Here is an 18,318-nt window from a genome sequence, read left to right as displayed (position 1 = left end):
CGCTGTAATACGTGTGTTTTCTTGGTGATTCCAGTGCCGAGCTGAGCTGAGCCGAAATCAGAGCTTTTTGTCGGCGATCCGCAGCTGGCGAGCCCGCGACAGGATCGCGTCTTCAACTGCGCGCGCGGTTGCGGCGCTTACGGCGCGACCATTGCGAGACTGGAGCGCAACATTCAAAGAGCGGGCGTCCAGCGCAGGGTCTTTAATGTGCACTGTAGCACGATAAGACTGTCCACCACCGGGCGGCGTGCCATAATTGGTGATTATAACTCCGGTGAACGGGTCAACGGATTGTACAGGCAGGAACTTCAGTACATCCAGCGAGGCTGTCCAAAGGTAGCGGTTCACTTGAACCGTTTGTTCCGACTTGGTGGGGCCAAAGGCATCAAAGATCGTGGTGCGATTCGATCCCGGCAGGCCTTCTTCAGCCGCGCGATCCGAATCCAGGAATTCTTCTGCGTTTGAGACAGGTCTTTGCCGGTCTTTACCGCGGCCAAAGGCGCCGCAGCTGGCCATGAGTGTCAAAGCAGCGATCAAAGTAACATTCAAAAACCAACGCATTTTCGGCAGCTTCCGTTCATCATTGGGAGTCCGGGACAGTCCTAGACAACTCGACGGCGCGCAACAAGCCCATTCTTTATGGGTCCCGGAAACGGCTGATATTAGATCATTAACATAACATGTAATATGTGTCTTTTGGGTTTCACCGGTACCCGCCAAGCGAAAAGTTCATCAAAAATAGTTGATGCACAAAACTTTCGCATTATCAATCGATGTCCATCTCTATTTGAATTCTAGCATGCCAGAGTAGTATGGCAGACTAGTAGTCAAGGAGGGACTCATAAAGGGAGCATGAGGGTAATAATGAAGAAGGTACTATTCGCAACCACCGCACTGATCGCCACTGCCGGCGTTGCAGCGGCTGACATCACGTTTGGCGGTTTCGGCCGTTTCGGTCTGTTCTACGACGAAGGTGCCACCGGCACCGCTAAAGAGACACGCCTGGAGCAGCGCTTCCGTTTGACCATCACTGGCTTGACCGAAAGCGACGCGGGCGTAAAATTCGAAGGCCGCTTTCGGCTTGAGTCGAACGAAAACGCCGATGGCGGCGCAGGCGGTGCTGGCCCAGGTGCGGCTGGCTTTGCGGTTAGCTCAGGCGGATTCCGTTTGGACGTAGGTCATGTTTCTGACGTCGTGGATTCAGGTGATGTCGTATCGCTGAACGGCATCAGCGTCGGTCTGACAGGTTTCATCGAAACCAACGATGCGGCAACCGGGTTCGACAAGAACGGTTTTGGTGTGGGCGATGTAACACGTCAAACCGTCAAGGCGCGCTACCAAGTTGGCGACTTCACAGTTGCTGCGTCCTACACCGAAGAGAACGAAGCAACCGCCGAAGATTCCTACGTTCAGTTCGGTCTGGGCTACGACTTCGCTAACGGCATGCGTGTCGGTGCCGCTTATGGTCAGCGTGATAACGCTGCCGAGGAAGATTACTGGGCAGCAAGCCTGCGTGGTTCTGCGGGTGCCTTGGCATATCACGCGGTTGTGGGTGATTCCGACGCACAGGACGATCTGTTCTACGGTCTGTCATTCTCATATGACGTTTCGAGCGCGACTCAACTTCGTGCCGTTATCGCTGACGGCGGTGCAGACGCTGATGGCGACGAAACCGTCTTCGGTGTTGGCTTTAAGCACAGCTTGGGCGGCGGCGTTTCCCTGCAGGGTGGTGTAGGTCAAGAAGACGACGGCGATACGCAAGCTGACTTGGGTGTACGTTTCGACTTCTAAGTTTGCCGATGCATTCGGGGCTGAGGGGAAACCCTCAGCCCTACTTGGGTCGTAAGTGTTTCGCGACCCTTGTTAAAAAGTAAAATGTTTCGGGGGGAATCTCACCCGCGCTGCCATTTGCGGATGTGAAACCGAACTACAAAAAAACCTACTTCGAGAAGCGAATTTAATCATTCGCCTAGGTCATCACAGAGGTGTGGCGGTGACAGCACCGACTGTTGCGTGCTTGCATCATCTATCTCAGATAGAATTGTGAATCTAACTCACGTCATTGTGCGAAAATAGCGAAACTGCGATACGGATCCCGTACTCGGGCATCCACGGCAGGTGGTGCTTGGGATTGGAAATCTAAATTCGAGGGATAATCATGAAAAAGATTCTCTTTGCTTCGACCGCTCTGATCGCAACAGCTGGCGTTGCAGCTGCAGAAGTAAGCTTTGGTGGTTACGGCCGCTTTGGTCTGCAATACAACGAAGGTGCAACCGGCACCGAAAAAGAAACGCGTCTTGAGCAGCGTTTCCGTCTGAACATCACCGCAAGTGCTGAAACCGATGCTGGGGTTGTGTTTGGTGGGCGTATTCGTTTGCAGACGGGCGAAGAAAATGAAGGTGGTGCTGGTGGTGATGGCCCGGGCGCAGCTGAATTCAACGTAACTTACGGTGGCTTCCGTTTGGATGTTGGTGGTACCGCTGACCTGTTGGACTCGGGTGACGTAGTTAAGTTCTACGGTTACGGTGTGGGTCTCACGGCCATTGTTGAGCAAGCCAACGCATTTGAAGGTTTTGATGCGAGCGGCTTTGCTGGTTCCAGTGATACTACTGCTCAAAAGGTAAAAGTGGTCTATTCTGTTGGCGACTTTACCGTTGGTGCATCTTACACCGAAGACAACGAAGCGGCTTCGGTGGATTCCTACTACCAAATCGGCTTTGGCTATGATTTCGGTGCGGTCGCAGCTGGCGCATTGTACGGTGAGCGTGACAATGCAGCTTCCGAAAGCTACTGGATCCTCGGTCTGTCCGGCGATCTGGGTCCCGTTCAGTATAACCTGACAGTTGGTGAGAGCGATGGCCAGGATGAGGTTGCATACGGCCTTTCCGCTGCCTACGCGGTGTCTTCCGCGACCACTCTGACAGCAGTCGTTGCTGACAGCGGTGACGATGCAGCCGACACCGTATTCGGTCTTGGCTTCAACCACGGCCTTGGCGGCGGTGTATCTCTGCGCGGCGGTGTTGGTCAAAACACCGGCGGCGACACCGAAGCGGATCTGGGTGTTCGCTTCGACTTCTAAGTCTAGCTGACATTTTATCTATTATTGAGGCCTCCATTTGGGGGCCTCTTTTTTATAACGAACTTGTGAAATTAAATGTTGAGCGACCCATTTTTTAACTGTAATCTACATCACATAGATTAGAGGTGACCCAGTTATCTAGCTACACCTCTCAAAATGGATGTTCAGGAACTGCGTTTTTGGACGACCCAGGTTTTAACGATGACCCATGCGCTTCGGCGCGCTTAACCAGTGAAAAGGTGAGAGACGAAGAGATCAGATAAGAACGCATCGAGGAACGAGCCTGATCGGCCTGAATGAGTCCCACTGAGAGGACGCGCAGCGCGAACGGGTATATAGGGACAGTTTCTCCCCACAGTTCAGAAGAAGAGTAATTCTCTACTGCGTGACCGCAATTAGCGGTGGCGTAATTCACTGTGGCATTGATGCATCATGTTTTCGGGAATGGAAGTGGTCGGTTTAGGCCACGCTTGCGCACGCCCTCTGAAAAGAGCGAAACGGGGTGCGTACTCAAACTTGTGCGTGCTGCCTTGTTTGGGAAGAAAATCTAAACCCGAGGGAAAATCATGAAAAAGATTCTCTTCGCGACTTCCGCGCTGATCGCAACTGCAGGTATGGCTGCAGCTGAAGCTGAACTCACCTTTGGCGGTTACGGCCGTTTTGGTCTGGTCTACAACGAAGGTGCAGAAGGCGACGACAAAAGGACAGCTCTCGAGCAGCGCTTCCGCCTGAACATCGGCGCAAACGTAACTCTGGACTCCGGTGTTAAACTGGAAGGTCGCTTCCAGGTGGAAGCCAACGACGAATCTGAAGGCGGTGCTGCTGGTAACGGCCCTGGTGCAGCAGAATTCTCCGTTTCGACCGGTAGTTTCCGCTTGGACCTGGGTAACACCGGTGACCTTCTGGACACTGCGGCCATCGTTGACACCTATGGTGTTGGTACCGGTCAAGTCGTACAGATTGAAGCGCAAAACACCTTTGCTGACCTGATCGACACAAACGGTTATGGCGAAGGCGACATCACCCGCAACACCGTTCGCGCGTCATACTCTGTTGGTGACTTCGACGTTTCGGCCTCTTACACCGAAGACAACACCGCAGTAGACTTGCCTTCCTACTACCAAGTTGGTGCACGCTACGACTTCGGTCCGGTTGCATTTGGTGCGGTCTACGGTGAGCGCGACGACGATTTCGACACCGACTATTGGGTTGCAAACCTGTCCGGTACCTTCGGTGATCTGAGCGCCTCGCTCCTGTTTGCAGATGGTGAGTTCTTTGACGAAGCTGGATACTCTTTGAACGTAGTCTATGACGTTTCCAGCTCCACACGTATCACGGCTATTCTTGCCGGCGGCGGCGACAGCATCAATGCAGAGACTGCTGCAGTTACCGAAAAAGAAACCGTTTACGCTCTCGGCTTCCAGCACAGCCTGGGCAACGGCGTATCTCTGCGCGGTGGTGCCGGTGAGAACGCAAGCGGCAACGTAGTTGGTGACTTGGGTGTTCGCTTCGACTTCTAAGTCGACCGAAACCTCATGATTTTGGGCGGGCTCTTGCGAGCTCGCCCTTTTCTTTTTTGGTGAAACCGTGTTTGTCTGCACCCGTCAAACAGGGAGCTGAACATGTCGCTCGTCGAAATCAAAACACGCATCTCGGAAGCTGAAACGGCAGCAGGCCGCCCCAAGGGGTCTGTCAAATTGATCGCTGTGTCCAAAGTGCAGCCAAATGACCGGGTGCGCACGGTTCTGGACGCAGGCCACCGGTGCTTCGGCGAAAACAGGGTTCAGGAAGCCGCTGGAAAATGGCCCGACTTCGCAAATGATTTCAGAGATTTAGATCTGCACCTCATCGGTCCGTTGCAAACCAATAAAGCGCGGCAGGCGATGGAATTGTTTGGCAACATTCACTCAATCGACCGCCCGAAACTGGCCAAAACCATTGCGCGTTTGGCGCAGGAGATCGGCGCCTGTCCCGATCTTTTTGTGCAGGTCAACACCGGGGTCGAAGAGCAGAAGGCGGGCATTCTTCCAGCAGAAGCTGATGCGTTTATCGCAGACTGCCTGTCGATGGATCTGCCGATCAAAGGTCTGATGTGCATTCCGCCGGTTGATGAAGAGGCGAGCCTGCATTTTGCCTTGCTGGCAAAAATCGCCAAAAGAAACGGCCTGGCGGGACTGTCCATGGGGATGAGCAGCGATTTTGAAAAGGCGATTGCCCTTGGTGCGACCCATGTCAGGGTTGGATCGGCGATCTTTGGCGCGCGGGTTAAGCCCCAGGAATGATCAATCGGCTGCCGGGTTGAAGATGGCGCGCGATCCAATGCAGGTCTGGGCGTGAAAATGCAACACACCCTTCGGTTGCATATCCCGGCCGACGCCATTGGTGGATGAAAATGGCGGAGCCTTTGCCGGGCTCTGCATTTGCCCAGTTCCAATCGGTCACGATGACAAGGTCATACAGGGGGTCCGCACGGAGCAACCTCTCATGACTGAAGTGATGTGGCACCTTGACCAATTGGTTGTAGTCAGGGTCCGAGGTGTCATCAGACCAAAGGTCACCGGGTCCAATCGGTTCTGCCCATGACGCAGGTTTCGCAATCCTATCAGGACGATAGAGCATTCCGACCAGCTCGTGGACCCCCGCAGGTGAGGCGCCATCCCCCTCTCGTTTCGACGTCGAGATGCCGGTTTTGCCGATGGTACACGGGAAGCGTCGACCCATGAACCGAACGCCTTTTGGGGTGAGAACCAGGTCCTGCGGGGTCACAGCATATGTCCGGATTTGCTGGCCTTGGTCGCCAGATATTGAGTGTTGAACGGGTTCTCACCAACCTTCAGCGGGACGTGTTCGGCGACTGTAATGCCAGTGCTCTCCATCATTGAGATCTTCTTTGGGTTGTTTGTCATCAATCGTACCGAGGAAAACCCAAGCTCTTTGAGAATGGCTGAACCCAGTCGAAAATCACGCTCGTCATCTTCAAATCCAAGCCTGTGATTGGCCTCAACCGTATCAAAGCCCTGATCCTGAAGAGAGTAGGCGCGCATTTTGTTGGTGAGGCCGATCCCGCGTCCTTCTTGGTTGAGGTACAGCAGGACACCCGCGCCATGTTCACCCATTTGTGCCAGAGCGCCACGTAGCTGGGGGCCGCAATCGCATTTGAGCGATCCCAACACATCCCCGGTAAAGCAGGCCGAATGCAAGCGGGCCAAAACCGGGGCGCTGCGATCGGGGCGACCAATTTCAATCGCGTAATGTTCTTCGTTGCCATCTTCGGGACGGAAGATATGCAATCGCCCGGCTTCGGCGGCTTCGATCGGCAGACGTGCGGCTGCGACCGGGTGCAGTGGTGAGCTTTGATCCAGAAGCGGGCTGGCAATATCCAAATCCAACAGCGTGAGGCCGTTTGTCATGGCAAAGGCGGCCCCATCATCAACGGTGACCAAAAGAGCCGCCGGAAGCAGGCGCGCGGATTTCGATAGTGCAATGGCCAGCCGCGCAAATCCGGCATCGTTGCACCGCAGACTGTCCAGCGGCCCCTTCATGGGCGTGCGCAGATCATCGACGGGATTGGCCAGCGCGTGGACCCAGTCCAGCCGCGCTTCCTTTGGCACATGCACGCGACAGACATCGTCATTGTAGACTCGTGCCTTTAACGTTTCAGCCCGCCGCGCCGTCAGAGCGAGGGAGACGGCACCCAAATCCAAAATGTCCTGAAGACGTTCAGCCGAGAGGGTTTCAGCGGAAATCGCAAGCGATGTGCGGTCGCCATCTTTTAGTACAACCGGCAGTCCCATACGCAGATCGACTCGCCCACGGGCCAGCAATTCTATCATGGTGGGCAACAAGCTCATTCGCTTACTCCGTATGCAACTAGTGAAACGTTAGCTGGTTGTGCTTACGATGATTTGCAAGGAAAGTGAAATATTTACCGTGCCTTGGACACGTCGACGTGAGGGTCATGACAGAAGACTTGTCGATCACGAGCCAGCTGCGCATGTGTGAACGAAAAGGAGGTTCGCCTATGGCACAATTGAAAAAAATCCTGCTGGTCGACGATGATGAAGACCTGCGCGAAGCGCTGAGTGAACAGTTGATCATGACCGAAGACTTTGATGTCTTTGACGCGGATTCTGGTCACACGGCAATGGAGCGCGTCAAAGAAGCGCTTTATGATCTGATTATTCTGGACGTTGGTCTGCCTGACACCGACGGGCGCGAGCTGTGCCGTCTGATGCGCAAGCAGGGCGTCAAAGCTCCTGTTCTGATGCTGACGGGTCATAACAGCGATGCAGATACCATTCTGGGTCTGGATGCGGGCGCCAACGATTACGTGACCAAGCCGTTCAAATTCCCGGTCCTGCTCGCCCGCATTCGCGCACAATTGCGTCAGCACGAGCAATCTGAGGACGCGGTATTTGCGCTTGGCCCGTACACGTTCAAACCTGCGATGAAGCTCTTGGTGACCGAAGATGATCGCAAGATCCGTCTGACCGAAAAAGAGACCAACATCCTCAAATTCCTCTACCGGTCCACAGATGGCGTGGTGCCACGTGACGTGCTGTTGCACGAGGTCTGGGGCTACAATGCTGGTGTGACCACGCACACGTTGGAAACACACATCTATCGCCTGCGTCAGAAGATCGAGCCCGATCCCTCGAACGCGCGTCTGTTGGTGACCGAATCCGGTGGCTATCGCTTGGTGTCTTAAGCACCGCACCAAAAGAAGAAGAATTACCCTTCCTCAAATGGCGAACCTTTTTGACTATTGGGCCGGGCCCTGTCCCGGCCATTTTTCCAGTAAGACATATTTTAAGTAGATCTCACGTGCGACTTGGGCTGGCGCGTGAGGTGATCTGCGGGCAATATCGCGGCGAAAAATCTGTTCAAGAATTGGAACTGTCATGGGATTTACGCTGGCCACTTGGAATATCAACTCGGTCCGTTTGCGCGCGCCAATCGTGCAAAAGCTGTTGCAGGAGGAAGCGCCGGACGTTTTGTGCCTGCAAGAGACCAAATCCCCGGTCGATAAGATCCCGTTGGAAGAGTTCGCGGCAATTGGTTACGGCCACATGGTTGCGCGCGGGCAAAAAGGATACAATGGCGTGGCCATCCTATCACGCCTGCCGATCAAGGAAGTTGCCAGCGAAGATTTCGCCTCCCTTGGGCATGCGCGCCATATCGCGGGGCAGCTGGAAAACGGGGTGACCATCCACAATTTTTACGTCCCTGCAGGCGGCGATGTGCCGGATCGTGAGAAGAACGAGAAGTTTGGTCAAAAGCTCGACTACTTGGCCGAGATGCGAGATTGGTTTTTGAAAGAGCAGCCAGAGAAGTCGATCCTTGTGGGGGATCTGAACATCGCTCCGCGCGAAGATGATGTTTGGGACCACAAGAAGCTTTTGAAAGTTGTCAGCCACACGCCGATCGAGGTGGAGAAGCTTGCGGAAGTTCAGGAGTCTGGCGCTTGGGTTGATGTGACCCGCAATGATATTTCTGACGGGCAGCTTTATTCCTGGTGGAGTTACCGCGCCAAGGATTGGGATGCGGCCGACAAAGGGCGTCGGTTGGATCACGTCTGGGCGACCAAGGATATTGCCGCCGCAGGTCATTCCAGCCGGGTTCTGAGGGACGCGCGGGGTTGGGAAAAACCCAGCGACCACGCGCCGGTTTTTGCCACATTCGATCTGTGATCCCGTGATGCACGCGGGGGCGTCGTGCTCCCGCCCGTTGCGCAACAATCAAAGATTACCGCGCGCCCGTTGGGCCAAGCGCCGCGCAGATGCGCGGCGCGTCACCGTTCCCATCCAGCGTAGGTGGGAGAAGCGGACTTCATATCTTGATACAGCCACACCATGCGGTCCACGAACCAGATCTTGCCTCCCATGGTCACGGCAAGCCCCAACAAGATGAACCCGAAATCCAGCTGCCACAGGCCGTAGACCCAAGGAATTATCCCGACACCGGCCAGCGCGGCGAGTGCGCGTGCCCAGGACATGTGATGGTCCGGCACCGGGATTTCCGCGTGGTTGAGCATGACACGTTCGCCAAAGGTGCCATGCGCGGCCCAGCTTTTGGTTGTTTTCGGAGCAGAAAAGGCGCGCGGGTTCCACCAGGTCCAAACCGCGACCAGGGCAATCGGCACCAAGGCCCCCCAGCCCAACCATGCCCGTGAGAGCACTGCCAGTGTCAGCAAGGGTAGGATCGACATGCGGCTGTAAACGCTGAGCGGGTTGGCATGGCGCTGCCAGCTGTCTTCGGTCATCGACATGCTGTGCGCGCTCGCCTGCAGTATTTTCGACCAAGTTGTCGACATCGGGCAACTCCCCCTTGGTTTCTGGCGCTTCTGCTTTCATATAGGGGGCAAGTTCCAAATGGAGAACATACAGATGATGGATATTCTTGGCAATACAGCCCCCGCCGCCGATCTGATCAAAGATGTGAGCGAAGCCACATTCATGCAGGATGTGGTTGATGCGTCGATGACGACGCCTGTTGTCGTTGATTTCTGGGCCCCGTGGTGCGGCCCCTGTAAAACTCTGGGCCCGATGTTGGAAGCCGCCGTCACCAAGGCGAACGGCGCCGTCACAATGGCCAAGATCAATGTGGATGAGAACCAGCAGCTGGCCTCAATGCTGGCCCAGCAAGGGCTGCCGCTGCAATCCATTCCAACCGTTGTAGGGTTCTACCAAGGTCGCCCGGTTGACATGTTCCAGGGTGCGGTTCCGCAGTCCGAGCTTGAAGCCTTTGTTCAGCGTCTTGCCGAGGCCGGTGGCGGCACCGCAGATGGCGGTTTGGCAGATGCGCTGGAAGCCGCTGAGCAGATGTTGGAAGAAGGTGCAGCCGAAGATGCGGCGCAGACCTTTGCCGCGATCATTGGCGAGGATGATAAATCAGCCGCCGCTTATGCGGGTCTTGCCCGTTCCCATATCGCATTGGAGGATCTGGATCAGGCCGAAGCGGTTCTGAACGGTGCTCCGGCTGAAATTTCTGAGGCCAGCGAGATCGAAGCGGTGCGTGCCCAGATCGAATTGGCGCGGCAGGCTGAAAATTCCGGTCCGCTTGGAGAATTGCAGGCCGCGGTTGACGCAGATCCCACAGACCATCAGGCGCGGTTCGACCTGGCGCAGGCCATGCATGCCGCAGGCGACGCAGACGCCGCAGTCAACGAATTGCTGGAGTTGTTCCGTCGCGATCGCGAGTGGAATGACGGCGCGGCCAAGGCACAGCTTTTCACCATTTTTGAAGCGCTCAAGCCCAATGACCCAGTTGTTTTGAATGGCCGCCGTAAACTGAGCTCGCTTATATTTGCCTAATTGCTTTGACGCGCTACTGTTGATGGCATCATGATCCAGGCTGCTGACCTTCCAGATACTCTTGCCATCTTTCCCTTGCCCGGGGCGCTGTTGCTGCCTCGGGCTCGGCTGCCGCTGCATATCTTTGAACCGCGCTACCTGCAGATGTTGGAAGACGCGCTTAAAACAAGGGAACGTCTTATCGGCATGGTGCAGCCCTGTCCAAAACGAGGCGAGACTGAGGCGCTGCATTCCATTGGCTGTGCGGGGCGTATCACCCAGTTTTCCGAAACCGAAGACGGGCGTTATATGATCACCCTGTCCGGGGTATCGCGCTTTCGGATCGAGGCTGAAGTTAGCGGTTTCAGCCCCTATCGGCGCTGTCGCGTCAATTGGCAGAGCTTTGACCGGGATCTGGGGCGCTGTGAACCGGATGCGCTGTTTGACCGGGAGCAGTTTTTGAACCTACTTGAACGTTTCTTGAACTTTCGCGACCTGTCTGCAGATTGGGAGGCGCTCAAGGATGCCAAAGAAGAGCTGTTGATCAATTCACTGTCGATGATGCTTGATTTCGAGCTCGAAGAAAAACAGGCCTTGCTAGAGGCGCCGTGCCTTGCCACAAGGCGCGAGACCCTGACCACTTTGATAGAATTCGCCCTGCGTGGCGGCTCCCAAGAAGAGATGCTGCAATGAACGAGCAATCCCCTCCCGCCTTTGACCGCCGCATGTTGGAAGTGCTTGTGTGCCCGCAAACGCAAGGGTTGCTGGAGTATGACGCGCAAGCTCAGGAACTGGTGTCCAAAGCCGCCAATCTGGCATTCCCAATCCGCAATAGCATCCCGGTGATGCTGGTAGATGAGGCGCGCGCGCTGGATTAATCCAGTCGCGCTGCCCAACAGATCAGATTGGTTTGCCTTGCAGCAGCCGCGGCAGATCTCCGGTCAAGCCCGCGGCTTCGCGCATGAAGTTGCGCCGCAGGCCAGGGACAGAATTGATTAGACCCATTCCCAGATCGCGCCCCAAACGCAACAGCGGGTTGTCGTTGGAAAACAGCCGGTTGAATACATCCGTGGCGGACACCAGCGTCGCGGTGTCAAACCGGCGCCATTGTTGGTAGCGCTCCAACACCAGCGGGCTTGCGATATCCTCACCGCGGCGCCTGGCTTCGGTAAGAACTTCCGCCAATGCGGCGATATCGCGTAGACCGGCATTCAAACCCTGTCCCGCGATAGGGTGCATCCCATGTGCAGCGTCGCCCACAAGCGCCATCCTTGGCGCGATGAAGCTGTTGGCAATGGTCAGGTTCAGCGGATAAGTAAAGCGTTTGCCAACCAAACGGATATCACCCAGGAAATCGCCAAAGACCGGGCGCAAAGCGTCCAGAAACCCGTCATCATCCAAAGCGTGGATGCGATGGGCGCGTTCTGTCTTTTCGCTCCAAACGATGGACGACTGATTGCCCGGTAGCGGCAGGATGGCAAGCGGTCCGGACGGCATGAAGTGCTGATGCGCGATCCCTGCGTGCGGCAGATCATGGTCCAGCGCACAGACCAGAGCGATCTGCCCATAATCCCACCCGGTGCGTTTGATGCCCGCGCGCTGACAGGTGCCGCTGGAGCGTCCATCCGCCCCCACCAGCAACCTTGCGCAAAGCGTCTCGCCCGTGTCCAGGTGGACCGTCACCACGTCTGCGGACGTCTCTTGTGCCACGACGCGACAGTCGTTGCGCATGTCGATTGACGGATCTTGTTCGATTGCATCCATCAGCGCCCGGCGCAAGAAGCGGTCTTCGACCATGTACCCCATCGGCCCGTCTTCGATTTCGGCATGATCAAAGTGCAGGAAAAACGGAGAGGCCGTGCGACCGGGTGCACCGTCGCTCACCTTGATCTCATTCATCGGCTGGCTGTGCGCGGCGACCTCGGCCCAGATACCGATCTGGGTCAGCAGTTTCTGTGAGGCAAGCGCCAAAGCATAACCGCGCCCGTCAAAACCCGCGTCCTGGCGCTGCTCAAACGGCAACGCGTCGATGATAGTGACGGTATGACCCGTTTGCGCCAGTGCCAGCGCCAGTGCAGGGCCATTTAATCCACCACCTACGATGATGATATCGGTTCTATTGCTCATGCTGTGCAATATGCGCTTGTGGAGCCATTTGTCCATGAGCCAAGGTGACGCTTGCGACGCATCGTCCACAAAAATTCTCGACTAAAAAAGCACATAGAAGGCATTTGAAATGAACGACTGGCTTAGAATGACTGCCGGCGCGCTTGGCCGCGGGATTGCAGCAGGTGAGATTTCGCCACTGGCGTTGACCCAAACCTATTTGGATGCGATTGCCGCGCATCCGCTCAAAGACAAGATTTATACCGTTGTCACCGCTGACCGCGCCTTGGCCGAGGCTGAGGCCGCCGACAAACGCGCCAAGCAAGGCGTGCGGCGCTCGCTGATTGATGGGGTGCCGATCAGCTGGAAAGACCTGTTCGACAGCGCAGGCGATGTGACCGAGTCGGGCTCGGATCTGTTAAAGGGGCGCGTGGCCGATCAGGATGCGGTTGTGTTGCAGCGCGCCACCGCGATGGGGGCCGTGTGCCTTGGCAAAACCCATATGAGTGAGCTGGCATTTTCTGGCCTGGGGCACAATCCGATCAAAGAGACCCCGCCTTGTATCAATGACCCCGAAGCGGTGCCGGGGGGATCCTCGTCAGGTGCCGCAGCTTCCGTGGCGCATGATTTGGCCGTATGTGGCATTGGCTCCGATACGGGCGGATCTGTGCGTATTCCATCGGCCTGGAACGATCTTGTTGGGTTGAAGACAACCTCTGGACGCCTGACGCTGGAGGGTGTGATCCCCCTGTGTCTGGAGCTTGATACGATTGGCCCATTGGCCCGCTCGGTCGAAGATACGGCCCTGTACCTGGGCGCGATGGAAAACGGCGCGGTGCCGGATCTGAAGGGTGCGGATATCAAAGGGTTGCGGTTTGGCGATCTTCAAAGCGTGGCACAGGACGATCTAGCACCCGAAGTTGCCAGCGCCTACCAAACGTCTCTGGACCGTTTGCGCGACGCAGGCGCGACCATTTTCCCGATTGAATTCCCTGCCGTCACAGAAGCGCTGTCGCTGTCGGCCATCCTGTTTACCACCGAGGCCTATGGCCTGTGGAAGGACAAGATCGAAGCCGCACCTCAGGTGATGTATGCGGAAATCCTGGAACGGTTCCGGGCAGGGGCGCAGTTTTCCGGCGCGGATTATGTCGCCGCTTGGGCGCGCCTACGGGAGATTCGCAAAAGCTGGGACGCGGCGGTTGCAGGGTTTGACGGCGTGCTGACCCCAACCTCACCGGTTTTGCCACCCAATTTGAAACGTCTCACCGAGGACCATGACTATTACGTGAGATCAAACCTTCTGGCCTTGCGCAACACCCGCATCGGCAATCTTTTAGGGTTGAGCGCGCTCTCGCTTCCGACCGGCACGCCAAGCTGCGGATTGCAGATTTTGGGTAAACCCTTTGGCGAAGAAGCGCTCTTGCGTGTAGGTGCAGCAGCAGAAGCTGTGCTTGCCTGAATGCCACATCTCCAGTGCCCAAAACATGGGCGCTGGATTTTTTGGTCTTGCCTCTGTAACCTGCGGGAAAACGGGGCGAGATGATCCCGGACCTGAGGCCATTGAAATGATAACTCCAGAGCGGTTTGCCAACCTGCCGAACTATGCGTTTCCGCGTTTGCGGGAGCTTTTGGACCATCACGAGCCCGGCGGCGACGTGGTGCATATGACCATTGGCGCGCCCAAACATGACTTCCCCAAATGGGTGACTGACGTCATCGTTGAAAACGCAGCCGGGTTTCAGGGCTATCCGCCAAACGAAGGCTCCGCCGAGCTGCGCGGTGCGATCAGCAGCTGGATCGACCGCCGCTATGGCGTGAAATCGGATCCAGAAACCCAGATCATGGCGCTAAACGGCACCCGCGAAGGGCTGTATAACGCCACCATGGCGCTGTGCCCGGAAGAGAAGAACGGCCAAAAACCCGTCGTTCTGATCCCCAACCCGTTTTATCAGGTCTATATGGTCGCGACATTGGCGATCGGTGCCGAACCGGTGTTTGTCCCCGCGACCGAAGCAACCGGCCATCTGCCGGATTACGCGAGCCTGCCGCCAGAGATTTTGAACCGCACCGTTGCGGCCTATCTGTGTTCCCCCGCAAACCCCCAAGGGGCAGTGGCGAGCGAGGCTTACTGGAAAGAGCTGTTCGCGCTGGCTGAGAGATACGATTTCCGCGTCTTTGCTGATGAATGCTATTCCGAGATCTACCGCGATACTGCGCCACTAGGTGCGTTGACGGTTGCCCAACAGGCCGGTGTGAACCCTGAACGCGTGACCCTGTTCAATTCCCTTTCAAAACGGTCGAACCTCGCCGGACTGCGCTCTGGCTTCATCGCGGGCGGGACGGATACGATCCAGCGGGTGAAAAAACTGCGCTCCTATGCGGGATCCCCCCTGCCGGAACCGCTGCAGGCGGCAGCCGCGCGTGTGTGGGCGGATGAGGATCACGTCGTCGAGAACCGCGCGCTTTACCGTGAAAAATACAAGATCGCGGATGAGGTCTTTGCCAACGTTGCGGGCTACAAATCGCCCGACGCCGGGTTCTTCTTGTGGTTGCCAGTTGCGGATGGTGAGGCCACAACGTTGAAAGTCTGGCAAGAAACCGGGATCCGGGTCATGCCGGGCGCGTATTTTGCCCAAGGTGAAAAAGGCCAGAATCCGGGCGAAGGTTTTATACGGGTGGCTCTGGTCGCCCCTGCTGAACAGACAAAACAAGCGCTGATCACATTGCGCGATTGCCTGTACACATAAGTTACGACCCCCGTCTGCTATCAGGCACAAGCGGGCGGGGGTTTGGAAAAATTGACAAAGGCTTGCAAAAACCTGCGATACAGCAGGAGAGCCAGTGAATGAGGAACCGAGGTAGGCATGGCATTTCAAACCAGAAGCCGGGACCCGCTGTTAGATAGCGAGATGCAGGCGGCGGTCGAAAAACGGGGCAAGGAGCTGTTTGGCTTGTTGTTGGTGGGCTTTGGCCTGGCAGTAGCGGCGATGATTGGTTCTTATACGCCGGATGATCCCAACTGGTATGTGTCCACAGATGCGCCGGCACAGAACCTGCTTGGCGATCTGGGCGCATCGATTGCGCATATTCTCTACCTTGGTCTTGGTTTTGGGTCTTGGGCTATCGCCGTGACGCCAATGGTTTGGGGCCTGCGTTTTGTCCTGCACCGGGGTGAAGAACGTGCGATCCCCTGGATGTTGATTTCATTGCTGATGCCAATTGTGCTGGCGGTCTATGTCTCAACCCTGCCGCCCGGCCCGATCTGGAGCGAGAACCACAACAGTGGCCTGGGTGGTCTGTTGGGTGACTTCTTCCTGGCGATGATGCTGCTGTTGCTGCCGATCACGCCGGTGCTTGGCGTGAAACTCCTGTCTTTGACCCTGGCGCTGTTCCTGGCGGCGTTTTCGGCCTTCACCCTTGGCTTTACCCGCGGCGAGCTTGGCCGCCTTGGCCGGTTCTTGGTGATCGGTATCATCATGAGCTATGGTGCGCTGGCAACCTTGCTGGGCCGTGGTGCATCCTCTAGCGTGCAGGCCGCGATGGCCTATGGCGCGCGCCGCAAGGCACAGAACGCCGCCCGAGATGCCGAAATGCAATCGGCAGAATACGCGGCTGCGGATGCTGTTTTGGATGATGAACCCTATGTGGATGACGCCCCAGCGGTGCTAGAAGAGGAACCCGCGACCAAAGGTGGGCTATTCTCCCGTGTGCCCAGCCTGATGCGCCGCGCCGAGCCGCAGGTTGAGATGCCAGAGCCGGAACTGGTCGAACACGAAACCAATTTCCACTTGGATGACGAGCTCGATGACATGCCGGGTGACGAACGGATCTCGGCCAAGATCGCAAAAGCGGTGCAAATTCGCCGCGCCGCAAATGTCAAACCCGAGGACGATCCAAACCTCCCCCTGACCAAAGGGCGGGGCAAACGGCCGGAGCCTTTGATCGTGGCACCGGCAAATGCTGCCGAAAACCGGGTCGAGCCGCCGTTGACCGCACAAAGCACCACGGCGCATCCCATTCCGTCTGCACCTGAGGTCCCGGAATTCGACGTTGATCCTGCGACTTTTGATGCGGAACAGGCTTTTGTGTCCGAGGATGATCCCTATTTTGCGGCACCCGAACCGGCGCCCGCAGAAGAGACACCGCCTCAACACACGGCTGAGATTGTCGAGCTGCCGCGTGCAGAACCCCCACGCAAGGTTGTCGTGGAAAAGCCCGCACGCAAGGCACCGGAACCATCCGTTCGTGCCAAGGCAGAGGCGCAGCCGCGTCTTGCCTTTGACAGCTCCAACAGTGATTTCGAATTGCCGCCACTGAACCTGTTGGCCAATCCGACCACGATAGAACGTCATGTCCTTAGCGATGAAGCGTTGGAAGAAAACGCGCGCATGCTGGAATCAGTTCTGGATGACTATGGCGTCAAAGGGGAGATCGTCTCGGTCCGCCCCGGCCCCGTGGTCACCATGTATGAGCTAGAACCTGCACCGGGTCTCAAGGCCAGCCGGGTGATCGGGCTTGCAGACGACATTGCCCGCTCCATGTCGGCCCTGTCCGCACGTGTGTCGACCGTTCCGGGACGCTCTGTGATTGGTATCGAACTGCCCAACGAACACCGCGAAATGGTGAGTTTCCGCGAGATTCTGTCGAGCCGGGATTACGGCGATGGCAATCAATCGCTGCCGCTGGCGTTGGGCAAGGACATCGGTGGTGATGCTGTGGTCGCCAACCTCGCCAAGATGCCGCACCTGTTGATTGCGGGGACCACGGGGTCCGGTAAATCAGTTGCGATCAACACCATGATCCTGTCGCTGCTGTACAAGCTGACGCCGGACGAATGCCGCCTGATCATGATCGACCCCAAGATGCTGGAACTCAGCGTCTATGACGGGATCCCGCATTTGTTGTCGCCAGTTGTGACCGACCCGAAAAAGGCGGTTGTTGCCCTGAAATGGGTGGTTGGCGAGATGGAAGATCGCTACCGCAAAATGTCCAAAATGGGCGTGCGCAATATCTCAGGCTATAACGGACGCGTTCAGGATGCGCTCTCCAAAGGGGAGATGTTCAGCCGCACGGTGCAGACCGGATTTGACGACGACACGGGCGAGCCGGTGTTTGAAACCGACGAATTCGAGCCCAAGAAATTGCCCTATATCGTTGTCATCGTGGATGAGATGGCCGACCTAATGATGGTTGCCGGCAAAGAGATCGAGGCCTGTATCCAGCGACTGGCGCAGATGGCGCGGGCCTCGGGTATTCACCTTGTGATGGCCACCCAACGTCCGTCCGTGGACGTGATCACCGGTACGATCAAAGCGAACTTCCCCACCCGGATTTCCTTCCAGGTGACGTCGAAAATCGACAGCCGCACCATTCTTGGTGAAATGGGGGCGGAACAGCTGCTGGGCATGGGCGATATGCTTTATATGGCGGGTGGGTCGAAAATCACCCGGTGCCACGGTCCGTTCGTGTCTGATGAGGAAGTCGAAGAGGTCGTAAACCACCTCAAACAATTCGGCCCGCCCGATTACGTGGGAGGCGTTGTCGAAGGCCCGGATGACGAGAAGGCCGACAATATCGACGCGGTCCTTGGCCTCAATACCGGTGGAAACACCGGCGGCGAAGACGCGCTTTATGATCAAGCGGTGGCCATTGTGATCAAGGATCGCAAATGCTCGACCTCTTACATCCAACGCAAACTGGCGATCGGCTACAACAAAGCCGCGCGTCTGGTGGAGCAAATGGAAGACAACGGACTGGTCACGCCCGCAAACCATGTGGGCAAACGCGATATCTTGGTGCCTGAGCAGGAATGAGCCGACCCCCTTTGAATTTCAAAGGGGA

At 56.7% G+C, this 18,318-nt stretch carries 17 protein-coding genes; 12 read left to right on the top strand and 5 right to left on the bottom strand.

Annotated features, from left to right (window positions below; all coding sequences use genetic code 11):
* Positions 1–57: 57 nt before the first annotated feature.
* A complete protein-coding gene (locus tag KMP13_RS06225) occupies positions 58–561 on the bottom strand; it encodes a DUF3576 domain-containing protein (RefSeq protein ID WP_215264814.1) in 504 nt (167 codons plus the stop codon).
* Between the two features lie 303 nt (positions 562–864).
* On the opposite strand from KMP13_RS06225, the gene KMP13_RS06220 reads away from it, so the two are divergent.
* The 4 genes from KMP13_RS06220 (at position 865) to KMP13_RS06205 (ending at position 5,361) form a co-directional block, all read left to right on the top strand.
* Complete coding sequence (locus tag KMP13_RS06220) at positions 865–1,791, top strand: porin (RefSeq protein ID WP_215264812.1); 927 nt, start codon at positions 865–867, stop codon at positions 1,789–1,791.
* Between the two features lie 367 nt (positions 1,792–2,158).
* Positions 2,159–3,079 carry a porin gene (locus KMP13_RS06215; RefSeq protein ID WP_215264811.1) on the top strand — a complete coding sequence of 307 codons (921 nt, stop codon included), beginning with the start codon at positions 2,159–2,161 and terminating at the stop codon, positions 3,077–3,079.
* Positions 3,080–3,645: 566 nt separating this feature from the next.
* Positions 3,646–4,599 carry a porin gene (locus KMP13_RS06210; RefSeq protein ID WP_215264810.1) on the top strand — a complete coding sequence of 318 codons (954 nt, stop codon included), beginning with the start codon at positions 3,646–3,648 and terminating at the stop codon, positions 4,597–4,599.
* 102 nt (positions 4,600–4,701) lie between these two features.
* Entirely contained in the window at positions 4,702–5,361 is a 660-nt protein-coding gene (locus KMP13_RS06205; protein WP_215264809.1) for a YggS family pyridoxal phosphate-dependent enzyme, read from the top strand.
* On the opposite strand, the gene KMP13_RS06200 is transcribed toward KMP13_RS06205, so the two are convergent.
* Positions 5,345–5,845, bottom strand: coding sequence for a L,D-transpeptidase family protein (locus KMP13_RS06200; RefSeq protein ID WP_215264807.1), 501 nt, complete (start codon positions 5,843–5,845; stop codon positions 5,345–5,347). The genes KMP13_RS06205 and KMP13_RS06200 overlap by 17 nt on opposite strands.
* Positions 5,842–6,930 carry a GTP cyclohydrolase II gene (gene ribA / locus KMP13_RS06195; RefSeq protein ID WP_215264805.1) on the bottom strand — a complete coding sequence of 363 codons (1,089 nt, stop codon included), beginning with the start codon at positions 6,928–6,930 and terminating at the stop codon, positions 5,842–5,844. Before ribA ends, KMP13_RS06200 begins: the two co-directional genes overlap by 4 nt.
* Before the next feature lie 170 nt (positions 6,931–7,100).
* Here ribA and KMP13_RS06190 point away from each other — a divergent pair, with 170 nt between their 5' ends.
* Positions 7,101–7,787 (top strand): response regulator transcription factor, encoded by a 687-nt coding sequence (locus KMP13_RS06190; protein WP_215264804.1) that lies wholly within the window; start codon positions 7,101–7,103, stop codon positions 7,785–7,787.
* A 193-nt stretch (positions 7,788–7,980) separates the two neighbouring features.
* Positions 7,981–8,769, top strand: a complete 789-nt coding sequence (gene xth, locus KMP13_RS06185; protein WP_215264802.1) for an exodeoxyribonuclease III — start codon at positions 7,981–7,983, stop codon at positions 8,767–8,769.
* Positions 8,770–8,870: 101 nt separating this feature from the next.
* Here xth and KMP13_RS06180 read toward each other — a convergent pair whose 3' ends face one another.
* On the bottom strand, positions 8,871–9,392 hold the full coding sequence (locus KMP13_RS06180) for a DUF6653 family protein (protein ID WP_215264800.1): 522 nt from the start codon (positions 9,390–9,392) through the stop codon (positions 8,871–8,873).
* A 73-nt stretch (positions 9,393–9,465) separates the two neighbouring features.
* Between KMP13_RS06180 and KMP13_RS06175 the strand changes: the two genes are divergently transcribed.
* Genes KMP13_RS06175 through KMP13_RS06165 form a run of 3 tightly spaced genes read left to right on the top strand, consistent with a single transcriptional unit; the run spans position 9,466 to position 11,249 of the window.
* On the top strand, positions 9,466–10,392 hold the full coding sequence (locus KMP13_RS06175) for a tetratricopeptide repeat protein (protein WP_215264799.1): 927 nt from the start codon (positions 9,466–9,468) through the stop codon (positions 10,390–10,392).
* 30 nt (positions 10,393–10,422) lie between these two features.
* Positions 10,423–11,064, top strand: coding sequence for an LON peptidase substrate-binding domain-containing protein (locus KMP13_RS06170; protein WP_215264797.1), 642 nt, complete (start codon positions 10,423–10,425; stop codon positions 11,062–11,064).
* Positions 11,061–11,249: a Trm112 family protein gene (locus tag KMP13_RS06165; protein ID WP_215264796.1), complete on the top strand. Its 189-nt coding sequence runs from the start codon at positions 11,061–11,063 to the stop codon at positions 11,247–11,249. Before KMP13_RS06170 ends, KMP13_RS06165 begins: the two co-directional genes overlap by 4 nt.
* Positions 11,250–11,271: 22 nt before the next feature.
* On the opposite strand, the gene KMP13_RS06160 is transcribed toward KMP13_RS06165, so the two are convergent.
* Positions 11,272–12,498: a UbiH/UbiF/VisC/COQ6 family ubiquinone biosynthesis hydroxylase gene (locus tag KMP13_RS06160; protein ID WP_215264794.1), complete on the bottom strand. Its 1,227-nt coding sequence runs from the start codon at positions 12,496–12,498 to the stop codon at positions 11,272–11,274.
* 109 nt (positions 12,499–12,607) lie between these two features.
* On the opposite strand from KMP13_RS06160, the gene KMP13_RS06155 reads away from it, so the two are divergent.
* The 3 genes from KMP13_RS06155 (at position 12,608) to KMP13_RS06145 (ending at position 18,290) form a co-directional block, all read left to right on the top strand.
* Positions 12,608–13,936: an amidase gene (locus KMP13_RS06155; protein ID WP_215264793.1), complete on the top strand. Its 1,329-nt coding sequence runs from the start codon at positions 12,608–12,610 to the stop codon at positions 13,934–13,936.
* 106 nt (positions 13,937–14,042) lie between these two features.
* Positions 14,043–15,224, top strand: coding sequence for an aminotransferase class I/II-fold pyridoxal phosphate-dependent enzyme (locus tag KMP13_RS06150; RefSeq protein WP_215264792.1), 1,182 nt, complete (start codon positions 14,043–14,045; stop codon positions 15,222–15,224).
* 117 nt (positions 15,225–15,341) lie between these two features.
* Positions 15,342–18,290, top strand: a complete 2,949-nt coding sequence (locus KMP13_RS06145; protein ID WP_215264790.1) for a DNA translocase FtsK — start codon at positions 15,342–15,344, stop codon at positions 18,288–18,290.
* The last annotated feature ends 28 nt before the right edge of the window (positions 18,291–18,318 follow it).

It is taken from the genome of Epibacterium ulvae, assembly GCF_018678075.1.
Classification (GTDB): domain Bacteria; phylum Pseudomonadota; class Alphaproteobacteria; order Rhodobacterales; family Rhodobacteraceae; genus Epibacterium; species Epibacterium ulvae_A.
This window is presented reverse-complemented; position numbering and strand designations above follow the sequence as displayed.